The organism is Breznakiella homolactica (genome assembly GCF_016616095.2).
Lineage (GTDB): Bacteria > Spirochaetota > Spirochaetia > Treponematales > Breznakiellaceae > Breznakiella > Breznakiella homolactica.
On record NZ_CP067089.2, the window covers coordinates 1,059,595 to 1,078,443 of the forward strand.

13 protein-coding genes and 1 tRNA gene are annotated in these 18,849 nt (G+C 55.4%); 2 read left to right on the forward strand and 12 right to left on the reverse strand.

Translation table 11 applies throughout. From position 1 onward, the window contains the following. Positions 1–309: 309 nt before the first annotated feature. From JFL75_RS05020 to uvrA, 7 genes are all read right to left on the reverse strand, one after another. Positions 310–2,346, reverse strand: a complete 2,037-nt coding sequence (locus JFL75_RS05020) for a tetratricopeptide repeat protein (protein ID WP_215625595.1) — start codon at positions 2,344–2,346, stop codon at positions 310–312. After that, on the reverse strand, positions 2,343–3,077 hold the full coding sequence (locus JFL75_RS05025) for a hemolysin family protein (RefSeq protein ID WP_223292766.1): 735 nt from the start codon (positions 3,075–3,077) through the stop codon (positions 2,343–2,345). The genes JFL75_RS05020 and JFL75_RS05025 overlap by 4 nt, the downstream gene beginning before the upstream one ends. 50 nt (positions 3,078–3,127) lie before the next feature. Beyond that, positions 3,128–3,583, reverse strand: coding sequence for an rRNA maturation RNase YbeY (gene ybeY, locus JFL75_RS05030; protein ID WP_215625597.1), 456 nt, complete (start codon positions 3,581–3,583; stop codon positions 3,128–3,130). Then, a complete protein-coding gene (locus JFL75_RS05035) occupies positions 3,580–5,835 on the reverse strand; it encodes an HD family phosphohydrolase (protein WP_215625598.1) in 2,256 nt (751 codons plus the stop codon). The genes ybeY and JFL75_RS05035 overlap by 4 nt, the downstream gene beginning before the upstream one ends. Further along, the gene (locus JFL75_RS05040) at positions 5,813–6,769 is read right to left on the reverse strand and encodes a PhoH family protein (protein ID WP_215625599.1); all 957 of its coding nucleotides are present in this window, start codon (positions 6,767–6,769) and stop codon (positions 5,813–5,815) included. Before JFL75_RS05040 ends, JFL75_RS05035 begins: the two co-directional genes overlap by 23 nt. A gap of 684 nt (positions 6,770–7,453) precedes the next feature. Further along, entirely contained in the window at positions 7,454–10,903 is a 3,450-nt protein-coding gene (locus JFL75_RS05045) for an LPS-assembly protein LptD (RefSeq protein WP_215625600.1), read from the reverse strand. Beyond that, a complete protein-coding gene (gene uvrA / locus JFL75_RS05050; RefSeq protein WP_215628720.1) occupies positions 10,900–13,728 on the reverse strand; it encodes an excinuclease ABC subunit UvrA in 2,829 nt (942 codons plus the stop codon). The genes JFL75_RS05045 and uvrA overlap by 4 nt, the downstream gene beginning before the upstream one ends. Before the next feature lie 114 nt (positions 13,729–13,842). Between uvrA and JFL75_RS05055 the strand changes: the two genes are divergently transcribed. Then, positions 13,843–13,916 (forward strand) — tRNA-Val (locus JFL75_RS05055). A gap of 188 nt (positions 13,917–14,104) precedes the next feature. Here the strand turns inward: JFL75_RS05055 and JFL75_RS05060 are convergent. Next, positions 14,105–14,884, reverse strand: a complete 780-nt coding sequence (locus JFL75_RS05060; protein ID WP_215625601.1) for a DUF72 domain-containing protein — start codon at positions 14,882–14,884, stop codon at positions 14,105–14,107. A gap of 154 nt (positions 14,885–15,038) precedes the next feature. On the opposite strand from JFL75_RS05060, the gene JFL75_RS05065 reads away from it, so the two are divergent. Next, the gene (locus JFL75_RS05065) at positions 15,039–15,569 is read left to right on the forward strand and encodes an RNA-binding protein (protein ID WP_215625602.1); all 531 of its coding nucleotides are present in this window, start codon (positions 15,039–15,041) and stop codon (positions 15,567–15,569) included. 18 nt (positions 15,570–15,587) lie between these two features. On the opposite strand, the gene JFL75_RS05070 is transcribed toward JFL75_RS05065, so the two are convergent. From JFL75_RS05070 to JFL75_RS05085, 4 genes are all read right to left on the reverse strand, one after another. Then, positions 15,588–16,856: a Y-family DNA polymerase gene (locus tag JFL75_RS05070; protein ID WP_215625603.1), complete on the reverse strand. Its 1,269-nt coding sequence runs from the start codon at positions 16,854–16,856 to the stop codon at positions 15,588–15,590. Continuing rightward, entirely contained in the window at positions 16,853–17,200 is a 348-nt protein-coding gene (locus JFL75_RS05075) for a S24 family peptidase (protein WP_215625604.1), read from the reverse strand. Before JFL75_RS05075 ends, JFL75_RS05070 begins: the two co-directional genes overlap by 4 nt. Before the next feature lie 218 nt (positions 17,201–17,418). Then, entirely contained in the window at positions 17,419–18,174 is a 756-nt protein-coding gene (locus JFL75_RS05080; protein ID WP_223292767.1) for a lysophospholipid acyltransferase family protein, read from the reverse strand. A gap of 10 nt (positions 18,175–18,184) precedes the next feature. Next, entirely contained in the window at positions 18,185–18,799 is a 615-nt protein-coding gene (locus tag JFL75_RS05085; RefSeq protein ID WP_215625605.1) for an HAD family hydrolase, read from the reverse strand. Between the last annotated feature and the right edge of the window lie 50 nt (positions 18,800–18,849).

Below are 18,849 nucleotides of genomic sequence, written 5' to 3' on the forward strand. Positions count from 1 at the left end.
GGGGGCAGCGTAAGACTTACCGCCTTTTGGCGCCAAGTCTTTTAGGAGTTTTGCGGAGCAAAACTTCACGCATTATGCGGTAAGACTGGAGCGAGGGGGAGCCGCCCTCTTAACCGGGGCAGCACCGAGCCGGTTAAGCAGGAAAGCACCCGGCCGTAATGGTAACGTCGGGTGCCGGGAAAAAACGGTGTTGAGCGACTTTCGAGGCCGAAGGCCGACGAGGAACCAACACCGTTTTTTCCCGGCAGGACCCGCGGCATCGTTATCCTCCGGGTGCTTTCCTGCTTGAAAGACCCGGCGCTCCCCCTCCTACCGGATACTCCTGAGCAGAGCCCGCAGTTCGGGATCCACAGGATTTTCCCCCGTTGATACACCGCTGCCGGATTCATCCTGAACTTTCAGGTACACCGTATCCCCCGGAGATATCAGGTCAAAGAAACCGCTCCGGCTCAGAGAACCCGAAGCAATTTCATCCCCGACATTTTCAATAACCAGGGTTCCCACGAGATCCTCCTGGGCGTAGGTAATGCCGATTCCCTCATTGCGGAGTTCGGACCGGCCTTTCTTGATAATCTCATAGACCCCGCTGGAATCAACCCCGTCGGCTTTCCCCTTATCGATCAGGCCCTGGTTGCCGCGGCGGCGGATCAGTTCCGCTTTAAAAGGCAGGGAAGACACCAGCTGATCCACGAGGCTGCGGGAGGCGTTCCGCAGCCGGTCGGCGCCGGTTCTGTAAGTCCGGAAAACCGCCGCCGGCGAACCGGTCCGGCCAACGAAGAGTTCCCCCGTAAGGGAAAGGTCCCGTTCGTTTTCGGAAACACTGACAATGAGGAAGTAATCGGCGCCGGCTTCCCGGGCGTTCCGGAAGGCCGAGGAGTAACTGGACTGGCGCAGCTCGAGGTCCATGGGACGGATATTCCGGTCGTGGATCAGTATGTCCCTGATATAGCCGGAGGCCACCGCCCCCGCGTCGGCATGGTGAATCGCCGACTGCGACGCGGCGGAGAATACGGCGACCTTCCAGTGGCGGTTTGCCAGCTCCACGGGATCCACATTCCATTGCCGGAAGATCGCGTCCGAAAGCAGGGAGTCATAGGCTTCCACCGCATCGTTTACCGTACGGTCGGCCAGGCCGATATCCTGCATAAACCGCAGTTCCTCAACGTACCGGGAGGGATAGCCCTGGACACGGAGCAGGTCCGCGTATTCCCGCCGGTCCGCGGCGTACGGATTGAGCCTGAGCCCCCGCCGGTATTCAAAAAGAGCCTGATCCATGAGGTTCCTGGATTTGAAATCCCGGGCCCGGGAGAAATGCCAGGAAGCCCAGCGGATCCGCTGGGGGTCCTCCAGGCTCGTGGTGGTGATAAGTACTTCCTCCAGGGCGGCCCGGACGAATTCGTCATCGGGATCGATGCTGGTCGCGATGGACAGCACCGAAAGCGCATCCGAGGGCCGGCCCATCCGGATGTAACTCATGGCCTTGAGGTACCACGCGGAAACATCCTCCCGGTTGGCGGCGATGGATTCATCCGCCAGCCGGGCCGCCTCCTGGTACTGGCCGGACCGGTACCGCAGGGAAGCCAGGAGGGAACGGGCCGGGGCAAATCCCGGCTTGAAATGCAGGGACCGTTCGGCGTAGCGTATGGCGCTGGCAAACTGTCCCGCCCCGGCGTCGAGGTACGCAGCATAATAATAAACCCGGTAGTCATCGGGATGCTGGTTCATGGCCCGGTTAATATAGGTGCGGGCATTGTCCCGGTCACCCAGGGAACCCAGCACAAGGGCAAGGGATATGAGCACCCGGCGGTCGTCGGGATACCGGCGCACCACCTCCTGGTAGCGCTGGACCGCCTCCCCCGCCCGCCCCCGGGCTATATCGAGTTCCGCGGCGGCAAAGAGGGCTTCTTTATTGTAAGGTTCCCGGGACAGCACCTCGGATATTACCGAAGAAGCGGCCTCAAGCCGCCCCAGGGCAATAAGGATAAAAGCTTCGAGGTTCGCCAGGGCCATATTTCCCCGCGCCAGGGATCGGGCCTTCCGGATCCAGCTCAGGGCCTGGTCGTATTCTCCCAGCTCATAGTAGGCCTCCGCCAAAGAGGCGCTAGCCTCGGCGTGGGCGGGATTGATCCGCAGGCATTCGAGGAACGCCTCCGCCGCGGCGTACCAGTCCTCCGCGGCCATGGAAACCTGCCCGGCTTCGTAATACGCGGAAGCGCCGGAATACGCCGACTGGGCCGCCGCGGGGACCGCCGGAAACACAGCTAAAAACAGCAGCGCCGCCGGGATGAGGCCGTTCCGCGCTGAGCGGAATATTTTTTCAGAAAAAAACTTTTTTACAATGCTCATGGAGTCTGCTCCCGGGACAGCACGATTTTGACGGTATTGATTTTATGGCCCTCCATATCCTGGATGATAAAATCGTGGCCGCCGAATACCGCCTTCTCATATTTTACCGGAATTTTACCGAAAAGGTCAAAAACAAATCCCCCCAGGGTATCAAACTCCTCCACGGGGAGGATTATCTCCAGTTCATCCGCCAGATCCTCCAGATTGACCCGGGCGTCGCAGAGATACACCCCGCTCCCCACTTCCAGAACATCTTCCTGTTCATTGTCAAATTCATCCTGAATATCACCGACAATTTCCTCGATGATATCCTCCATGCACACTATCCCCGAGACTCCGCCGTATTCATCCACCACCACGGCAATGTGCACCCGGCGGCGGCGGAGCTCCCGGAGGAGTTCGTCTATATGTTTCGATCCGGGCACGAAAAAGGGTTTCCGTATGAGCTCTTCCGTATGGAACTCTTCCCCGTGTACCAGGGAACGGAGAATATCCTTGACGTAGAGAATGCCGATAACATTGTCTATGGTATCTTTATACACAGGAAACCGGGAATGGCCGCTTTCGGAAATCCGTTCCAGAAGCTCCTCCCGTTCCGCATCGGCGGAAAGGAACACCGTATCGATCCGGGGAACCATCACTTCCTTTACCGTGGTTTCAGACAGTTCCACCACTCCCCGGATCATTTCCTGCTGGTCCGACTCCAGGGCGTCGTAGGTCTTTTCGTTCATTTTCCGGTCCTGCTTGGATTTCCAAACGCGTTTAAAGAAGGTGTCTGTATTCATGAAAGGATACGCTCCCCGGATAACTCCGATAGAATTTTTTCCTGTGTCCGCAGCATGGGCTGTTCCGGATCATTCGTGGCGTGGTCATCGCCGTTCAGGTGGAGAATACCGTGCACCACAAGCCGGCGCAGTTCCTCATCCTCCGGGACATTGAAATAAACGGCATTTTCGGAAAGGTTTTTAAGGGAAATGGCAATATCCCCGGGAAGGAAGCGCGTATCTTCCCCCTGGCCGGTATATTCCCCGAGTTCAAAGGACAGTACATCCGTGGATTCATCCTTTCCCCGGAAGCGGCGGTTGAGATCCCGGATGGTCTGTTCGTCACAGAGAAGAACAGAAAGGTCCCATTGGTCCAGGCCGAGGGCCTGCATGACCTTCAGGGCGTACCGCTCCAGGCGCTCCGACCACGGGGGTAAGGGAACCCCTTCGGCGGAAACAGCGACCCGGTTCATCCGCGGGGTCCTTGGGGAGCCGAGGTTTCATAATGGGAAGAGTTTTCCTTAAGGACCTTGGGATAATCGATCCGTGAATGGTAATGACCCGCCAGAACCCTGACAAAGGCTTTCTTAATGGTTTCCAGATCCCGGAAGGTCAGTTCCGATTCCGAAAGCTGGCCCTGCTCGAATTTCGACATAATCAGTTCCTGGATAAATTTCTCCAGCCGGGATGTGGACGGTTTTTTCAGGGTACGGACAGCGGCCTCGACCACATCGGCGAGCATGACCACCGCGGATTCCCTGGAACGGGGCGGCGAGCCGGGATAGGTAAAATCCTCTACGTTAACCTGGGATTCGCGCTTGAGGGCTTCGTTGTAGAACCAGCTTATCACCGAATTGCCGTGGTGCTGACCGATGATATCCACCACTTCCTTGGGCAGCCCCATGTTCCGGGCTTTTTCCACACCGATCTTAACGTGGCTCCTGATGACCGTAGCGGACAGCCGGGGGGCGATATCCTCGTGTTTGTTGTAGGCGGTCTGGTTTTCGATAAAATAGTCCGCCTGCTCCATCTTGCCGATATCGTGGTAATACGCGCCCACCCGGGCCAGGAGCGCGTTGGCGCCGATGTCCTGACAGGCCGACTCCGCGAGGTTGGCCACCATCACGGAATGGCTGTAGGTCCCCGGGGCCATGGTTAACAGGCGCTTCAGGATCGGGGAATTGAGATCCGACAGCTCGATAAGCCGGAAGGTTGTGGCGGTATTGAGGGCGTTTTCCAGCAGAGGCAGGAAACCCAGGACGATCATCCCGGAAATAATCCCGTTCAGGGCGGCCCACAGCAGCATAAAGGCGGTATCCTGGACGGACGCGTGCTGGATCAGAAGGATGGCAAACATGCCGATACAGTTTGTCCCCGCGATGATAAATCCGGCTTTGACAAGATCCATCCGGCGTTCCGCCCCCTGGAGCGTATAGGCTGCGGAAAACCCGGAAATAAGGGCAAAGGTAAAAGCCGCCCCGTCAAAGGAGCCTGATACAAACGCGGCCAGGGGCAGAACCGTGGCGGCCGCCACGGCGGCCCGGGTATTGATCAGAATTGCCGGAAGCATAACCATAAGCGCCGTGGGAAACAGCACCGATGGCATAAAATATTCCCGGTTAAAGGAAACTCCGTTTATAAAAACCGCCCCGATGACATAGGAAGCTCCCAGGATAGCCAGAAAATAAACTTCCTGGGCGGTGAGCTTCCGACCTATTATCCGGGAACTCATGAGGAAACAGAACAGGGCAAAAACAAAGGTCAGTACAATTATCCGGCCGATGATCCTTCCGGGATCAGCCTGTGCCAGGGACTGGTCCAATGCCCTGAGGCGGACCATATCATCCTTGGTGATAATAAAACCTTTCCGGATGACCTGCTCGCCCCGCTTTATCTCCTTTACCACGGGTTCCACCTGGGCCCGGGTCTCGGCCAGACGCTGTTCCGTATCTTCGGAAGAGAAAAACACGTTTTCGGTGATAAAAGGCTTCAGAAGCTCCGGCGCAATGGCCGCAAAGGAAGACGGGTATGAACCGGAAGAAATGATCCGCACAATCCGGGAATCGGCGGTGCCCCGGGTAATAACCTTATCGTAGGAGACCCGTTCCCGCTCGACCCTGGGACCGGTGGTATGCAGCAGTTCAACCGTATCGGGATTGTACTGTTCCAGACCGATCTGGGGTATGGCGAAAACACCCGATTCCAGGATAGATTCCAGGACATCGTACCCGAAATCCAGGAGGCGGCCCCGGGCGGGATCCCGGAAAAGGGCATCCAGGGTATCCGGCCGGAAGGCGCCGGGATAGGCGGACTGGACAGCCAGTTTGTAGGCTTCCGCCGAAACCCCTTCATCAAAAAGCCGCTGGGACAGCGCTGCGAACCGCCGGTATGAATCGGTAATTTCCTGGGTAATACCCATGGAATATTTAAAAACAGCAGGAACGAGCCGTTCCTGCGCTTCAAGACGGAGGCGGGTCGCGTCTTCATCCACATAGGCTATCATCTGTTCCGCGGTAACATCCCGTTCCGCCACTTTGCCGACTTCAAATTCCCGGAGGTCCGCATTGGCACGGGATGTATACCCCGTGCCGCCGCATACCACTATGACCGAGACGGCAAAGGCGGACAGGACCGCTGCGGTGGGCCACCGCCGCAGTTCAGCCGGCTTCAGAAGTCTGAGGAAGGGGCTCTTCCCCGCGGTTTCACGATTTTTTTTCGTTGTCATAGGCTTGGATAATCTTTTTTATTAAGGGGTTCCGTACAACATCGGCGGTGCTTAGATAGGCAAAATGAATGCCTTCCACCGAAGATAGAATTGAAACGGCATGCAGCAGGCCGGAATCGACACGTTTAGGCAAGTCGACCTGGGTCGTATCCCCGGTAATCACCGCCCTGGCGCCTTCTCCGATTCTGGTAAGAAACATTTTCATCTGTTCTTTGGTCGTATTCTGGGCCTCATCGAGGATAACCATACAGTCGTTGAGGCTTCTTCCCCGCATATACGCCAGCGGGGCTATTTCGATTGCCCGGGATTCCTCCATCCGCCGGATCACGTCATAGGGGACCAGGGCTTCCATGGCGTCGTAGAGAGGCCTGAGGTAGGGATTTATCTTCTGGGTCAGGTCTCCGGGAAGGAATCCGAGGCTTTCCCCGGCTTCGACCACCGGGCGGGTCAGAACGAGTTTGCGCATCTTCTTGGAAAGTACGAGCCTGAGGGCTTCCGCTATGGCGAGATAGGTTTTTCCCGTACCCGCGGGACCGACACAGAAGGTAATATCGTGGCTGCGCATTCCCCTGATATACGCCCCCTGGTTCAGGCTCCGGGGGAAAACCCGGCCGAATCCGTGGGGGATCTGAACCATGGCGTCCTTGAAGGGGTCCCCGGAATTTTCAGCTGATTCCTGCGACCCCGCCAATGCGCGGACGTAATCCGGGGAGGGGGTTTCTCCGTTCCGGGCCGAATCGATAAGCCGCTCCATCATGGTTTTAAACCGGCTGAGACCTGCTTCATCGAGTCCTTCCGCGCGGAGCTCGTTTCCCCTGGTGGCAATCTGTCCGCCGAGGAAATCCTCAAGAGCCCGGAGGTTTCCGTCATTGGCGCCGCATACGGCGGACAGAATATCCTGGTTATCGAGCACTATGGTTATACTTTCGTCCAAAAAAACCTCTACCGCCGAAGTTTATAACCCCTATTGGCCGAAGTCAATAGGTGGGGGAGCACCGGGTCTTTCAAACCGGAAAGCACCCTTGTTTAACAGGTCCGCGGGGCCTGTCATCACAGACGGGCGCTTTCCGGCTCAACCGGCCCGGTGCTGCCCTGGCAAGGCGGGCTGCTCCCCCTGACTCCAGCCCCGCTTCGCGAGTCTTCCGTCACCCCCACTCCGGGTTCCCGGGATAGGCTTGCTTCTACCGGATAAATCGCACCCCTGTGGTAACAGTACAACACCCCTTAAGCCGGAAGCATCCTAGCCGGGATATGGTAACACCGTTTCTCTGCGGCAGGACCCGTGGAACCGTACATCCGGATGCTTTCCGGGCACCACCTTCTGGTTCCCGGGAGAAGGCCTGCTTCTGTAGGCAAAGGTACAATCATTAAACAACCCATCGGCACACAGCCAGCCCACCCTTCATGACCGGGAAACTCCGGTACCCCGAAGAGCCGGCAAAGAAGCATGGGCGAAATGGTAACACGGGGTGTCGGAGCACTGAGGGTATGAGCGACTTTCGAGGCCGAAGGCCGCTGAGGAGCCATACCCTCAGTGCTCCGACAGGCCCCCTGGATCCGGTATCAACCATGCTTCTTTACCGGGACTCCGTATACCGGATGATTTCCGGGCACCACATCACAGGAATTCAAAAACATCCTTATCGTATTTTATCTCGGATTTAAACTCGCTGACCGGTATCCACTGTATCAGGAAGGATATCTCCGTATTAAACCGGTATTTGTAGGGAGTTGAGGACTGGTCCAGATACGGGGCCAGTTTAACCTCAAGCTTGGCGTTCCAGTCCCCCAGGTAATGAGTTGCCGCGAGGGATAAGTCCTTGAGCTTGAATCCCGAACCGCGCCGGAGGGATTCATCATCAAACCGGAAGGAATTAACCAGATCTTTTATTACGTTCCTCTCTCCGGGCAGGTCTACCGGAATGTCGAAAAATGGAAGGTCCTGCATATACCGGAAGATGACGGAGTTCATTGATGTGGCGGAGAACGAAAGATCCAGAAAATCCGTTATTCTCACCGTGGATCCCAGGGTGAATGTGAAGCTCGAATAGGTATACCGCTGCAGGTCCAGGGTGAGGCTTGAACCGACATCCAGGGAATAGCCGAACCGCTTGTTGAAAAGGGTATCATTTTTGAAGCTGTGGTTATAGGAGAGCCGTATATCCTTGGGATGCATCACCGTATCCCCCGACGGATCGGTCTGCCAGCCCGAAGTGTCATCATACACATAGGGTACGCCGTAGGCGGTTGAAAACGCAGCGGAAAACGCGCCGCCCCCTCTTCTGAAGTTCAGGCTTGTGGAGATACTGGTCAGTTCATCCTCTTCCGGGTCATAGACCATGGAATACCGGAGATCACTGCTGGGCCCGAGGTCGAGGGTTTCGGTAAAGGTTACGGGCTGGAATTCGGGATCGTTGGCGAGCTCCTTTACACTGGTGCTGACCGTGGTGGTGGTTCTCCATACCCGGAATGAGGCATTGCCGGTCAGCTGGGAATCCCGGGGAGGTATATCCGCGGTAAGGGTTACGTTCTGCTGTTTGTCCAGCACCAGGGCGTTAATATTGGCGGTAACTTTGTGGCTCTCAATGGCATCTTTGTTCCATTCAGAGAACAATATTTCCCAGGAAGGATCATCGGCGGTTCCGTCAAAAACGGATTTTGCCAGAAGATTCTTGATCGAGTAGGAAAAACTCGTATTGCTCCATATAGAATTAAAGAAAAACGGCCGCAGGGTGGTGGTAAATTCACTGTACGTATTGAAGTACGTGGCATTGTGATTTCTTACTTTAGAAGCATCCAGCTTTGCCTGGGTATCGAAATCCTCCGAATCCTCGTTGACGTAATTGTACCCCTGCCAGGCACCGGTACCGGTCAGGGCAAGGGACGCTGCGTACAGCCCGGTATTATCTTTGACGTTGACGGTGGCCGAACCGTTAAGCCTGGCGCTGGTCAGTATGGAAGAAATTTCATCCCAGGAAACATCCTGGGAGTCCGGCCAGTTTGCGTAGGACGACCGGAACTGCATTTCCGATGAAGCCGTGGGATTGAGCCGGTAATCAAAGGTTACCACCGGGCCGCTCAAAGCCGTGGGGATGGTGAAACTCTGGGATAAGGACGGCGGAACCAGGGAATCCACCGTTCCGGTGCTTTCCTCACCCGCGGAGGGATCGTGGGTTTCCCAGGGCGGCCGGGGTATACCGAATTGTCTCATCGGATCGTCCCGGTTTTCCGGGGTTTCCCCGGTACCGGGCGCGGAAGCGCTGTTTCCGTAGCTCAGGGGCTGGCCCGCGACGGACCCGCTCAAGGAATAGATGGTCCACTTATCGGGAAAGAAAAACGTACTGCTGGGGGTGTAAGAACTCTGGGAAGATGAGGAATTCCTCGTTTTGTACGACAGAAAGGTACTCAGATTTGACAGGGTAAGGCTTGTAATATAGGGATTGAGCGAAGGGAACGACGGGCTTGAGGTAGCGCTGACCCGCCATTCATAGGAACCCAGAATGTTGTCGCTGGTATCATCATCCGAAGAAGAACTATTCATCGCAAGATTGAACCAGTCCATTGCCTCCGAGCGGTCCATAAAATCCCTTTCCACAAAGGGGTCCGAATAAAAAGGCAGATCCCAGGAAAGCCTGCCCGCCTTGCCCGAAAGGGCGCCGGTGGTTTTCAGCCGGTACCGGAAAGGAACCTCCATGGAAAAAAGCCGGGACTTGTTCCAGGAGCTCTCTCCGTCAAAATCGGGATAATACGGGGAATAGGAACCATCGGAAAGCTGGTAAATATCCCTGGTAAACCCGATCCCGAAGGAAAGCGTCGTGGAATCGAGGATACCCAACTTGGGCAGTTCCAGCTCGGTCCCGATATAGGCGCCGAGGTTGGCGTAGGCGTCAAACAGCAGCGACAGCCGGGTATCATTGGGACTCCGGTCTTTTTTCCCGGTACTTCTCAAAAAAATGCCCTCCCGGACACGTTCCATATCCGTGGCGTTGCCCAGTATTTTCGTGATTGAATTTTCCGAGCTGGCATCGGCCTTGGGTCTGCCCAGGATGTATGTGGTGGTCTGCAAATAGCTCCCTTCCCGGGACCGGTATCCGATAACGGGATGGAATATGATTTCATCCGCGGGCAGGAAAAAAAACGGGATATAGAGGACGGGAATTTCCCCGACCTTGAGAACCGCGTTGAATATCGCCCAGTCGGATCCCGGCAGCAGCCATATCTTGGAAGCCTTTATGGACCAGTAGTTTTCTTCGTTTTTCGGATTCGAGATGGTGGCCTTTCGGAGAACCGTGACATCGTCTCCGGTACGGGAGATCACCTCTCCCTCAAAACGGTAGGTCGTCTCCTCCCCCGAAAGGGACCGTTCGGAAAGACCGTCCATGAACGTCCCCGCCCAGTCGTCGAGGTTAATGGTCAGGGATTCGCCCCGGAAGGTTTCTATGGTATCGCCGCCCTCTTTCCGGTATTCCACACCGCCCCAGGCCGAAAGGGTATTTCTGGTGCGGTTGTATAAAATTTCCCAGGCTGTGATTCTGTGGATATCGTCGCCCTCTTTCAGACTGATGGTAACATCACCGGTAAGACGGGCGTATTCTTCATCCACCACTTCCAGGGTAAAATACTCGGTCGTTCTGGCTGATTCTATGGTGATAATCCGGGCCGAAGGGTCGGAGCTGCCCCGCCCCTCGGTCAGGCCGAAATGGCTGCGGAGCCGCGCCGCGAGATCGTCCCGGGTTCCCCCTTCGCTTAAACCCAGGCTCCGGGCCCAATCGGCGAGTTCAGCCAGGGTACTGGTATTGATATCCATCAGGATGACCGACATTTCCGGCGAAAGGGCTTCTTCAGCTTCTACTATTTCTTCGGTTTCTCCGGCATCATCCGCCTCGGGTTCCGCCGCGCCGTCACTGTCCGTATCGGCAGCGGGAACGGCTTCCCCGGTTACGGATGCGTCCGGAACTCCGCCGTCCGGAGTCTGCTCCTGGGCAAACCCCGACAGGACATTGGCGGAAAAAAAAATCATGAGGAAAAAACGGGATACATTCCATTGTCCGGGAAAGCCCTTTTTCATTTCCTCCGGTCCAGCATCTCTTTTAAATAGAATCCTGTATACGATTGGGGTGATTCCGCCACTTCCTCGGGGGTTCCCCGGGCGACCAGATTGCCGCCGCGGTCGCCGCCTTCCGGACCGAGGTCGATGATATGGTCCGCCTGGAGAAGCACATCCAGGTTATGCTCGATCATAATCACGGTATTCCCCTGGTCAACCAGGCGCTGGATCACTTCCATGAGCTGCTTTACGTCGGCGAAATGGAGCCCTGTGGTGGGCTCGTCAAGGATGTACACGGTTTTGCCGGTGGACCGCTTGGAAAGTTCCAGGGCAAGCTTTACCCGCTGGGCCTCGCCGCCGGAAAGGGTCAGAGCCGACTGGCCGAGTTTTACGTATCCCAGCCCAACGGAGAGCAGGGTTTCCAGCTTCCGGGCAATATGGGGTATATAGGAGAAAAAATCCGCCGCTTCTTCTATGGTCATATCCAGCACGTCGGCGATATTTTTTCCTTTAAAACGGATATCCAGGGTTTCCTTATTAAACCGCTTTCCATGGCATACGTCGCAGGTTATATACACATCGGGGAGGAAGTTCATCTCGATTTTTATGGTCCCGTCCCCCTGGCAATTCTCGCAGCGGCCGCCCCGGACATTAAAGGAAAAACGGCCCGGTTTGTATCCCTTCATTTTGGAATCCGGCAGGCTGGCGAAAAGATCCCTGATGCCCGAAAACATTCCCACATAGGTGGCGGGGTTCGACCGGGGGGTCCTTCCGATGGGAGTCTGATCGATGTTGATCACCTTATCCACATACTCAAGCCCTTCCAGGGATTCATAGGCTCCTTCGGTATGGTTCGCCCGGTTAAGCCGGTTGGCCAGGGCGGGATAGAGCACATCCGAAAGCAGGGTCGATTTTCCCGAGCCTGACACTCCGGTGATGCAGGTGAAAATACCCAGGGGGATCTCCACGTTAATCTTCTTGAGATTGTGTTCGGTCACGCCGGTCAGCTTGAGGAAATTTCCATTACCCTTCCGCCGCTCCGCGGGGGGGTCCATGATCAGGGTCCCCGCGAGATATTGGCCGGTAAGGCTTTTTTCGGATTTCATGACCTCTTTTGGAGTTCCCTGGGCGACAATCTCGCCGCCGTGAACCCCGGCGCCCGGCCCCAGATCGACGATATAATCGGCGGTCCTCAGGGTCTGCTCATCGTGTTCCACCACGATTAAGGTGTTACCCAGGTCCCGGAGGTAAATCAGGGTATCAATGAGCCGCTGGTTGTCCCGCTGGTGCAGCCCGATGGACGGCTCATCCAGAATATACAGAACCCCCACCAGGCTCGCGCCGATCTGGGTCGCCAGACGGATACGCTGGGCTTCGCCGCCGGACAGCGTGGCGGAGGTCCGTTCCAGGGTAAGGTAATCGAGGCCCACGTTCTGCATAAATCCCAGCCGGGCGTTGATTTCCTTCAGGATCTGATGGGCAATCTGCTTGTCGGTTTTCTTAAGCCGTACGGTTTCGAAGAATTTAATGGAATCGGCGACGCTCAGGCTGGTGAGTTCCCAGATATTCCGGCCCCCCACGGTAACCGCCAGGGCCTCGGGTTTAAGCCGTTTTCCGCCGCATTCCTCACAGTGTTTCTGGCTCATAAACTTCTCGAGCCACTCCTTGATTCCCGGAGACTGGGTTTCAAAATACCGTTTTCTGAGATCCTCCAGGATGCCGGCGAATTTTGATTTGTATTCGAACCGTCCGGTCTTGTCCCGGTTTTCGTAGCTGACTTCAATTTCTTCCTTGGTTCCGTAGAGGATGGCGTCCATAACTTTTTTGGGCAGGTCCCCCAGGGGAGTATCCAGGCTGAATTTGAAGTGCCGGGCGAGACTTTGGAAGCGGCTCCGGTGCCAGGCGGAATCGGGGTTGTACGGTATCACGCCGCCTTCATTAAAGGAGCGTGAACGGTCGGGAATTACCAGGTTCGGATCAAATTCCAGTTTTGCCCCGAGCCCGGTACAGGCGGGGCAGGCTCCGAAGGGATTGTTGAATGAAAAGAGCCGGGGCTGAAGTTCCGGGATGGATATACCGCAGTCGGGACAGGCGTTCTTCTGGCTGAAAAAATGTTCTTCGTCCCCTTTCTGCCCGTGGCTCAGCACCAGCATGATCCCGTCCGCCGACTGGAGGGCCGTTTCCGCTGATTCTGCCAGCCGGGACCGCATATCGGCGCCGATGACCAGGCGGTCCACCACGATCTCTATCGTATGTTTCTTCTGTTTATCGAGCTTTATTTCCTCATCCAGGCTGACCAGCAGGCCGTCGATCCGGGCCCTGGCGAAACCGGCCTTGCGGGCATCGTCAAGGATCTTCTGGTGTTCGCCCTTTTTGCCGCGGATCACCGGCGCCAGGAGCTGGATTTTCGTTCCCTCTCCCATGGCCATGATGGTATCGATGATCTGGTCCACGGGCTGCTCCCGGATCTCCCGGCCGCAGTTGGGGCAGTGGGGAATACCGATCCGGGCGTACAGAAGACGGTAATAGTCGTATATTTCGGTTACCGTACCCACAATAGAACGGGGGTTCCGGTGGGTGGTCTTCTGCTCTATAGAAATCGCCGGAGAAAGGCCCTCGATATAGTCAAGGTCCGGCTTATCCATGCGGCCCAGAAACTGCCGCGCATAGGCTGATAGGCTTTCCACATACCGGCGCTGGCCTTCCGCGAAGATAGTGTCAAAGGCCAGGGAGCTTTTACCTGATCCGGAAAGACCGGAAATAACGATGAGTTTGTCCCGGGGAAGCTCAAGATCAATATTTTTTAAATTATGTTCCCGGGCACCCTTAATGATGAGCATGTCCATATATTCCAGCATACCCTGCCCCGATGGTTCCGAACAAGTCCCCGCCCCGGCCCTTGACGAGAAACCGCGGTCCATGGTAATTTCCTGGAACGGGTTGCCGCAAAGGAATCTCCCGGGCGCTTAGCTCAGCTGGTTAGAGCATCTCGTTTACACCGAGAGGGTCAGAGGTTCGAATCCTCTAGCGCCCAAGGAAATCTTTGTATAGTCCGGAACTGCTTTTACACCCAATAAATTGAGGATTCGAAGCGGAGCCTTCGCCGACCAACGGGAGGAAAAGGCGGCAGGATGCCGCCGCCAGAAGGCGGAGCCGGGGGTGAAGGAGCAAACAGGATGTTTGCGACCGAATCCCGAATCCTCTAGCGCCCAATAAAATCCCCTACGCCGCCAGAATAATCATAAGTTTTTTAGCGTTTACCGCGGCGTTCCCCTTGGCATGGTTATTGAAGTAAATCTGCACCAGTTTTGTCTTTGACACTATATCCCGCAGAACCGGTTCATAGGCGGTCAGCTCTTCGTCACTGTACCGGTAATCGTACCGGTCCGTCGCGTTGGTGCCGTACCAGTCCCTGCGGTTCCTGCCGTGGAACCGCATATACCCCACGCCTCCGGTCACCGCCGGCCGGAACTGCGGCAGCCGGCTGATTGCCGGCATATCGGTCATGCAGTACCCCACCCCGCGTTCGTTCAGCCCGTCATAGACCCGCGGCTTCTGCCATGAGTCATGCCGGAATTCCACCACCAGGGGAATACCCGAAAATTCGGTTATCAGATCCGCAAGGTAGACCCTGGTGTCTTCTTCGTAATGGAAACTCTGGGGAAACTGCAGAAGCACCGAAGCGAGAAGCGCGTCCCGCTGCATCGGGTAGAGGGCCTTCCGGAACTCCCGGACACTGTCCCGCCAGAGTCCGGCTTCAACCGCATGGGTGAACTGCTTATTTCCCTTTACACTGAACCGTACTTTCCCGCCGGAACGGCGGACCATGGCCCCAATCTGCTGTTCCCGGGGCAGACTGTAGTACGAAAAATTGAGCTCCAGGGCATTGAAGTGCTCCGCGTAATATTCCAGATATTCATCCCGTTTGAGGTTTTGGGGATAAAAAACATCCCGCCATTCCGGGTAATCGTATCCGCTGGTTCCGATCAGCAATGTTCCCATCAGTATACCCCCGGAATGTCCGGTCTTCGGGCAGTACAGCGCCCTTCACGGCTGTTGTTCATACTATTAACTATATGGAAGACCGCAGGTTCATGGAAGAATTAACCGCATTTATTAATTTATAAACCCATAATTGCATGGTATACTTACCGTCATGAGGAATCTCGCGGTTATTTTATTTATTTTTCTTTTGGCGCCGGTTCTTTTCTCCGCCGGTATGGAAGAATCGGTACCCGTCCCGGAACGGGATCTCGAGTTCAGGGGATTCAGATGGGGCGCGGCTCTTGAGGATGTGATTAAAAAAGAAGGGCTCCCGGAAATTGAGGAAGAACAGGACGGCAAGCTGCTGCTGGGATACGAAAACACGGATGTGTCCGGATACACTGCGAACATGGGTATATTGTTCGACGATGACGGGCTGGCAATGGGCCTGTACTTTTTGGAATTGGATAACCCGGAAAAGGCAAACGAATGTTTTAATGATCTGCTCTCGAAATTATATGTACTGTACGGAAACACGATTCTCACTGATTCATTCCTTGAAATACCGGAAAGCAGAGTATCGGTATGGTACTTTTCCGGGGGATGTATATTGCTCAACTATGATAAAGGCGGAACCGAGGTAGAATTGATGTATTCTTCTATTGCGGCTTTTCAGGATTTAATGAATTTGAGCGGCCTCTAAAGGGTATCGAAGGTTTTATTATAAAACCTTCGGCACATCCCCTATCCGGGTCGTATATTCCGGCGATAAATACTCCCGCTTCATCTCCCAAGGAGCAAACCCGTCCCCTGCATCCTTTTTTGCCAGTCCCTGGGTCCCGATATGCAGTACCCCCCGGCCGTACCGGGTGTTGACCGCGTCGAAGCAGTCCATGAGGTGCCCTTTCTTAATGTTGTCATCGATGGGTTCGAAGAGATCGGGCTGCGTGTGGCGGTCATCCGCCAGCCCGAAGAGGCTCACCATGACCTTCCGGTAGCGGTATCCCGGACGGAAGATGCGCCGGAGCAGCAGCGCGGCGGTGCCTAGAATATCCGGCAGATAAAAAGACGGCTGCGGCAGTTCCGCCGCCGCCTGATTGAAGTACTGTTCCCCCTCGCCCCAGGGGCTGGTCATAAGATACACGGAAACGTATCTGCAGGCCAGATGGTCGTCCCGGAGCCGTTTAACCGCCTCCTGGGTATAATCCGCCAGGGCGCCGTACAGTTCGTCCAGGTCAAATACCGCTCCGGAAAAACTTTTTGAGCAGATGATCCCCTGCCGCCGGTCCCGGACGACCTGATCCACGGCGGGAATTTCATTCAGTTCCTGAACGGTCCGCATCCCGGCAATGGTCATGTCTTTTTTTGCCTTATGCAGGGGGTAGTTTTTAAGCTGAAGCGCGTTTACTATCCCGCGGCTCCGGAGATGTTTGGCCTTGGACCACCCGATTCCCCAGATGTCCCCCGCGGGGCAGGCGGCCAGTTCCTTGTCCTTTTCCAGAGTATCCCACCGGCACACACCGCCGCGCTGCCGGGACAGTTTATTGCAGAGTTTCGCCAGGGTTTTAGTGGGCGCGATTCCCACGGCGACCGGTATTCCGGTCTCTTTTCGGACGGTTTCCCTGATCTGCTGGCCTATCTCCGAATAGTCCGCGTTCCGCCATTCCGGAAAGTACAGAAAGGATTCATCAATGGAATACCGTTCCACCTCCGGACATATACGGTTGAATATGAGGTTTATCCGGGCGCTGATATCCGAGTACAGGGTATAGTTTGAACTGAAAACATGAACGCCCTGGGTTTCAAGTTTTTTTCTGACCTGATAAAACACATCCCCCCGCTTAAACCCGAGATCCTTGCACTCCTGGGAAAGGGCTATCAGGATCCCGTCGTTGTTGGTCAGGACGGCAATGGGTTTTCCTTCCAGGTCCGGGCGGAACAGACGCTCACAGGACGCGTAGAAGCTGTTGGCGTCAATGTGGAAGATCATAGCCGCCGGATCACCGCCGAGACGGTCCCGAAGACCTCCGTATCCGGCTCCGGGACTATTTCATCCTCTCCGTTGGTGAACACCACCGACCGGTCCCTGAGCCGCATTTCCCGGCAGAGGAATTCCCCGCAGTGGCGGATGACGACCAGCGCCCCGGGCCGCGGCGGACGGGACCGGTCCACCAGGAGCAGGCTTTCGGGGAAGACCCCCTTCATGAGCATTTCCCGGGAGGCCATTTCCATAAAATACATGGCCGCGGGATTCTTGATTAAGAGTTCGTTCAGGTCGATTCCCTTCGCCTCGTATCCCTGGGCGGGGGACGGAAACCCGGTTTCTTTTTCCATGGCAAACCAGCACTAAATATATTTGAGATATTTTATATACTATACATTTGTATAGTATGCAATACGGGAATTAGCAATACAAGGGAAATTGTGACAATGAGCCGGTTATTATGACAATAATACTGATGGAATACCATAGAGCCGGGCGGTACGCAGTATTTTAAGGGGTTACATAAAAAAAGCCCCCTTTTGGGGGCTTCCTGTTTCTTTCCTGCCGGTTACGAAAGCTCTTTTACCGGCCCCTCCATGGGAGCTGCCAAAGCTTTTTCAATGATCTCATGGACCTGGTCGGAAAGATGGATTTTCCGCTGCTCCGGGGTTAAATCGGCCGTTTCTATGGGTTTCGAAAACACCACCCGGACCGGAACGGCCTGGGCGCGGCCGGTTTTTTCAAACACGTCGTAGCTTCCGGTGATGGCCACCGGGACAATGGGCGCCCGTGCCTGGGTCGCGAGCTTGAGGGATCCCGACCGGAACGGCAGAAGCCCCCGGCCTTTGCTCCGGGTTCCTTCGGGGAAAATAACCATGGCGCCGCCGTTTTTGATCCGCTCGATCCCCGCGTTGATGGTCCGCAGGGCCTTCCGGAGGTTTTTCCGGTCGATAAAGTATCCCCCCAGAAGCCAAACCCATATATTGAGGAAGGGAATAAACATGAGCTCCCGTTTCGCGATAAACCCGAAAGGCCTCCCGAAGGAAGCCAGGGAAAGCACAATATCGAAGTACCCTACATGGTTGCTCACGAAACAGATACCGGTTTTTTTAGGGATATTTTCCTGCCCGACAATGGTAAATTTACATCCGATCAGAACGATGATGCTTTTGGCCCATCCCTGGGCAATCCTGTACATGGCCAAGGACATGGGTTTCCGCAGACCCAGCAGACTCAATATAAAACATACCACCCCAAAGGGAACCAGGAAAATCATACTCAGACCCACATAGAAAAAAAGCAGACAGGTTCTTATCATCGCCATACCGTTATCCTCACAAATCTATACCCAATTTCTGTAATTCCCTCCGGGCGGATTCCGGATTCTTCCACAGGAAAGCCCGGATACCGGCGGCCTCCGCCCCTTTTACATTCACGTCCAAATCATCGAAAAAAACAAGGGATTCCGGGGGAGCGTCCATCTTTTCAATGAGAATTTCATATATCTTCCGGCCCGGTTTTACGGCGTCCACTTCACAGGAGAATACCGCTTCATCGGGCATGGACAGGACAGGCAGCTTTGACCGGGCCATATCCAGAAATTCCTGGGGCATGTTGGAAAGGATCCCCAGTTTCAGCCCCGCGCCGCGGATGTTTTCCATGAGTTTTACCGTTTCGGCGTTGATGCCGCACCAGCTTTCAGTATCGATCCGTATCATTTCCTCAATTTTTTCTTCCCCGAGGCTGACACCCGCGTTACTTAATATTTTCCGGTAGTACTGTTTTCCGGTGCTGGTCCCCTGGTCGTATTCATGCCGGAGTTCCCAGTACAGGCGTCCCATGGTTTCAGGATCCATCCCCGCAAGAGCGGCCAGGACCTCCATGGTATCCCCGGGCTGGGGAAGGCTGATCACATTTCCGAAGTCAAACACAACGCTGGTAATTTCCATAAATAATCCTTAATTATCGATCATACCATACATGCGGTATGGTTGTCTTT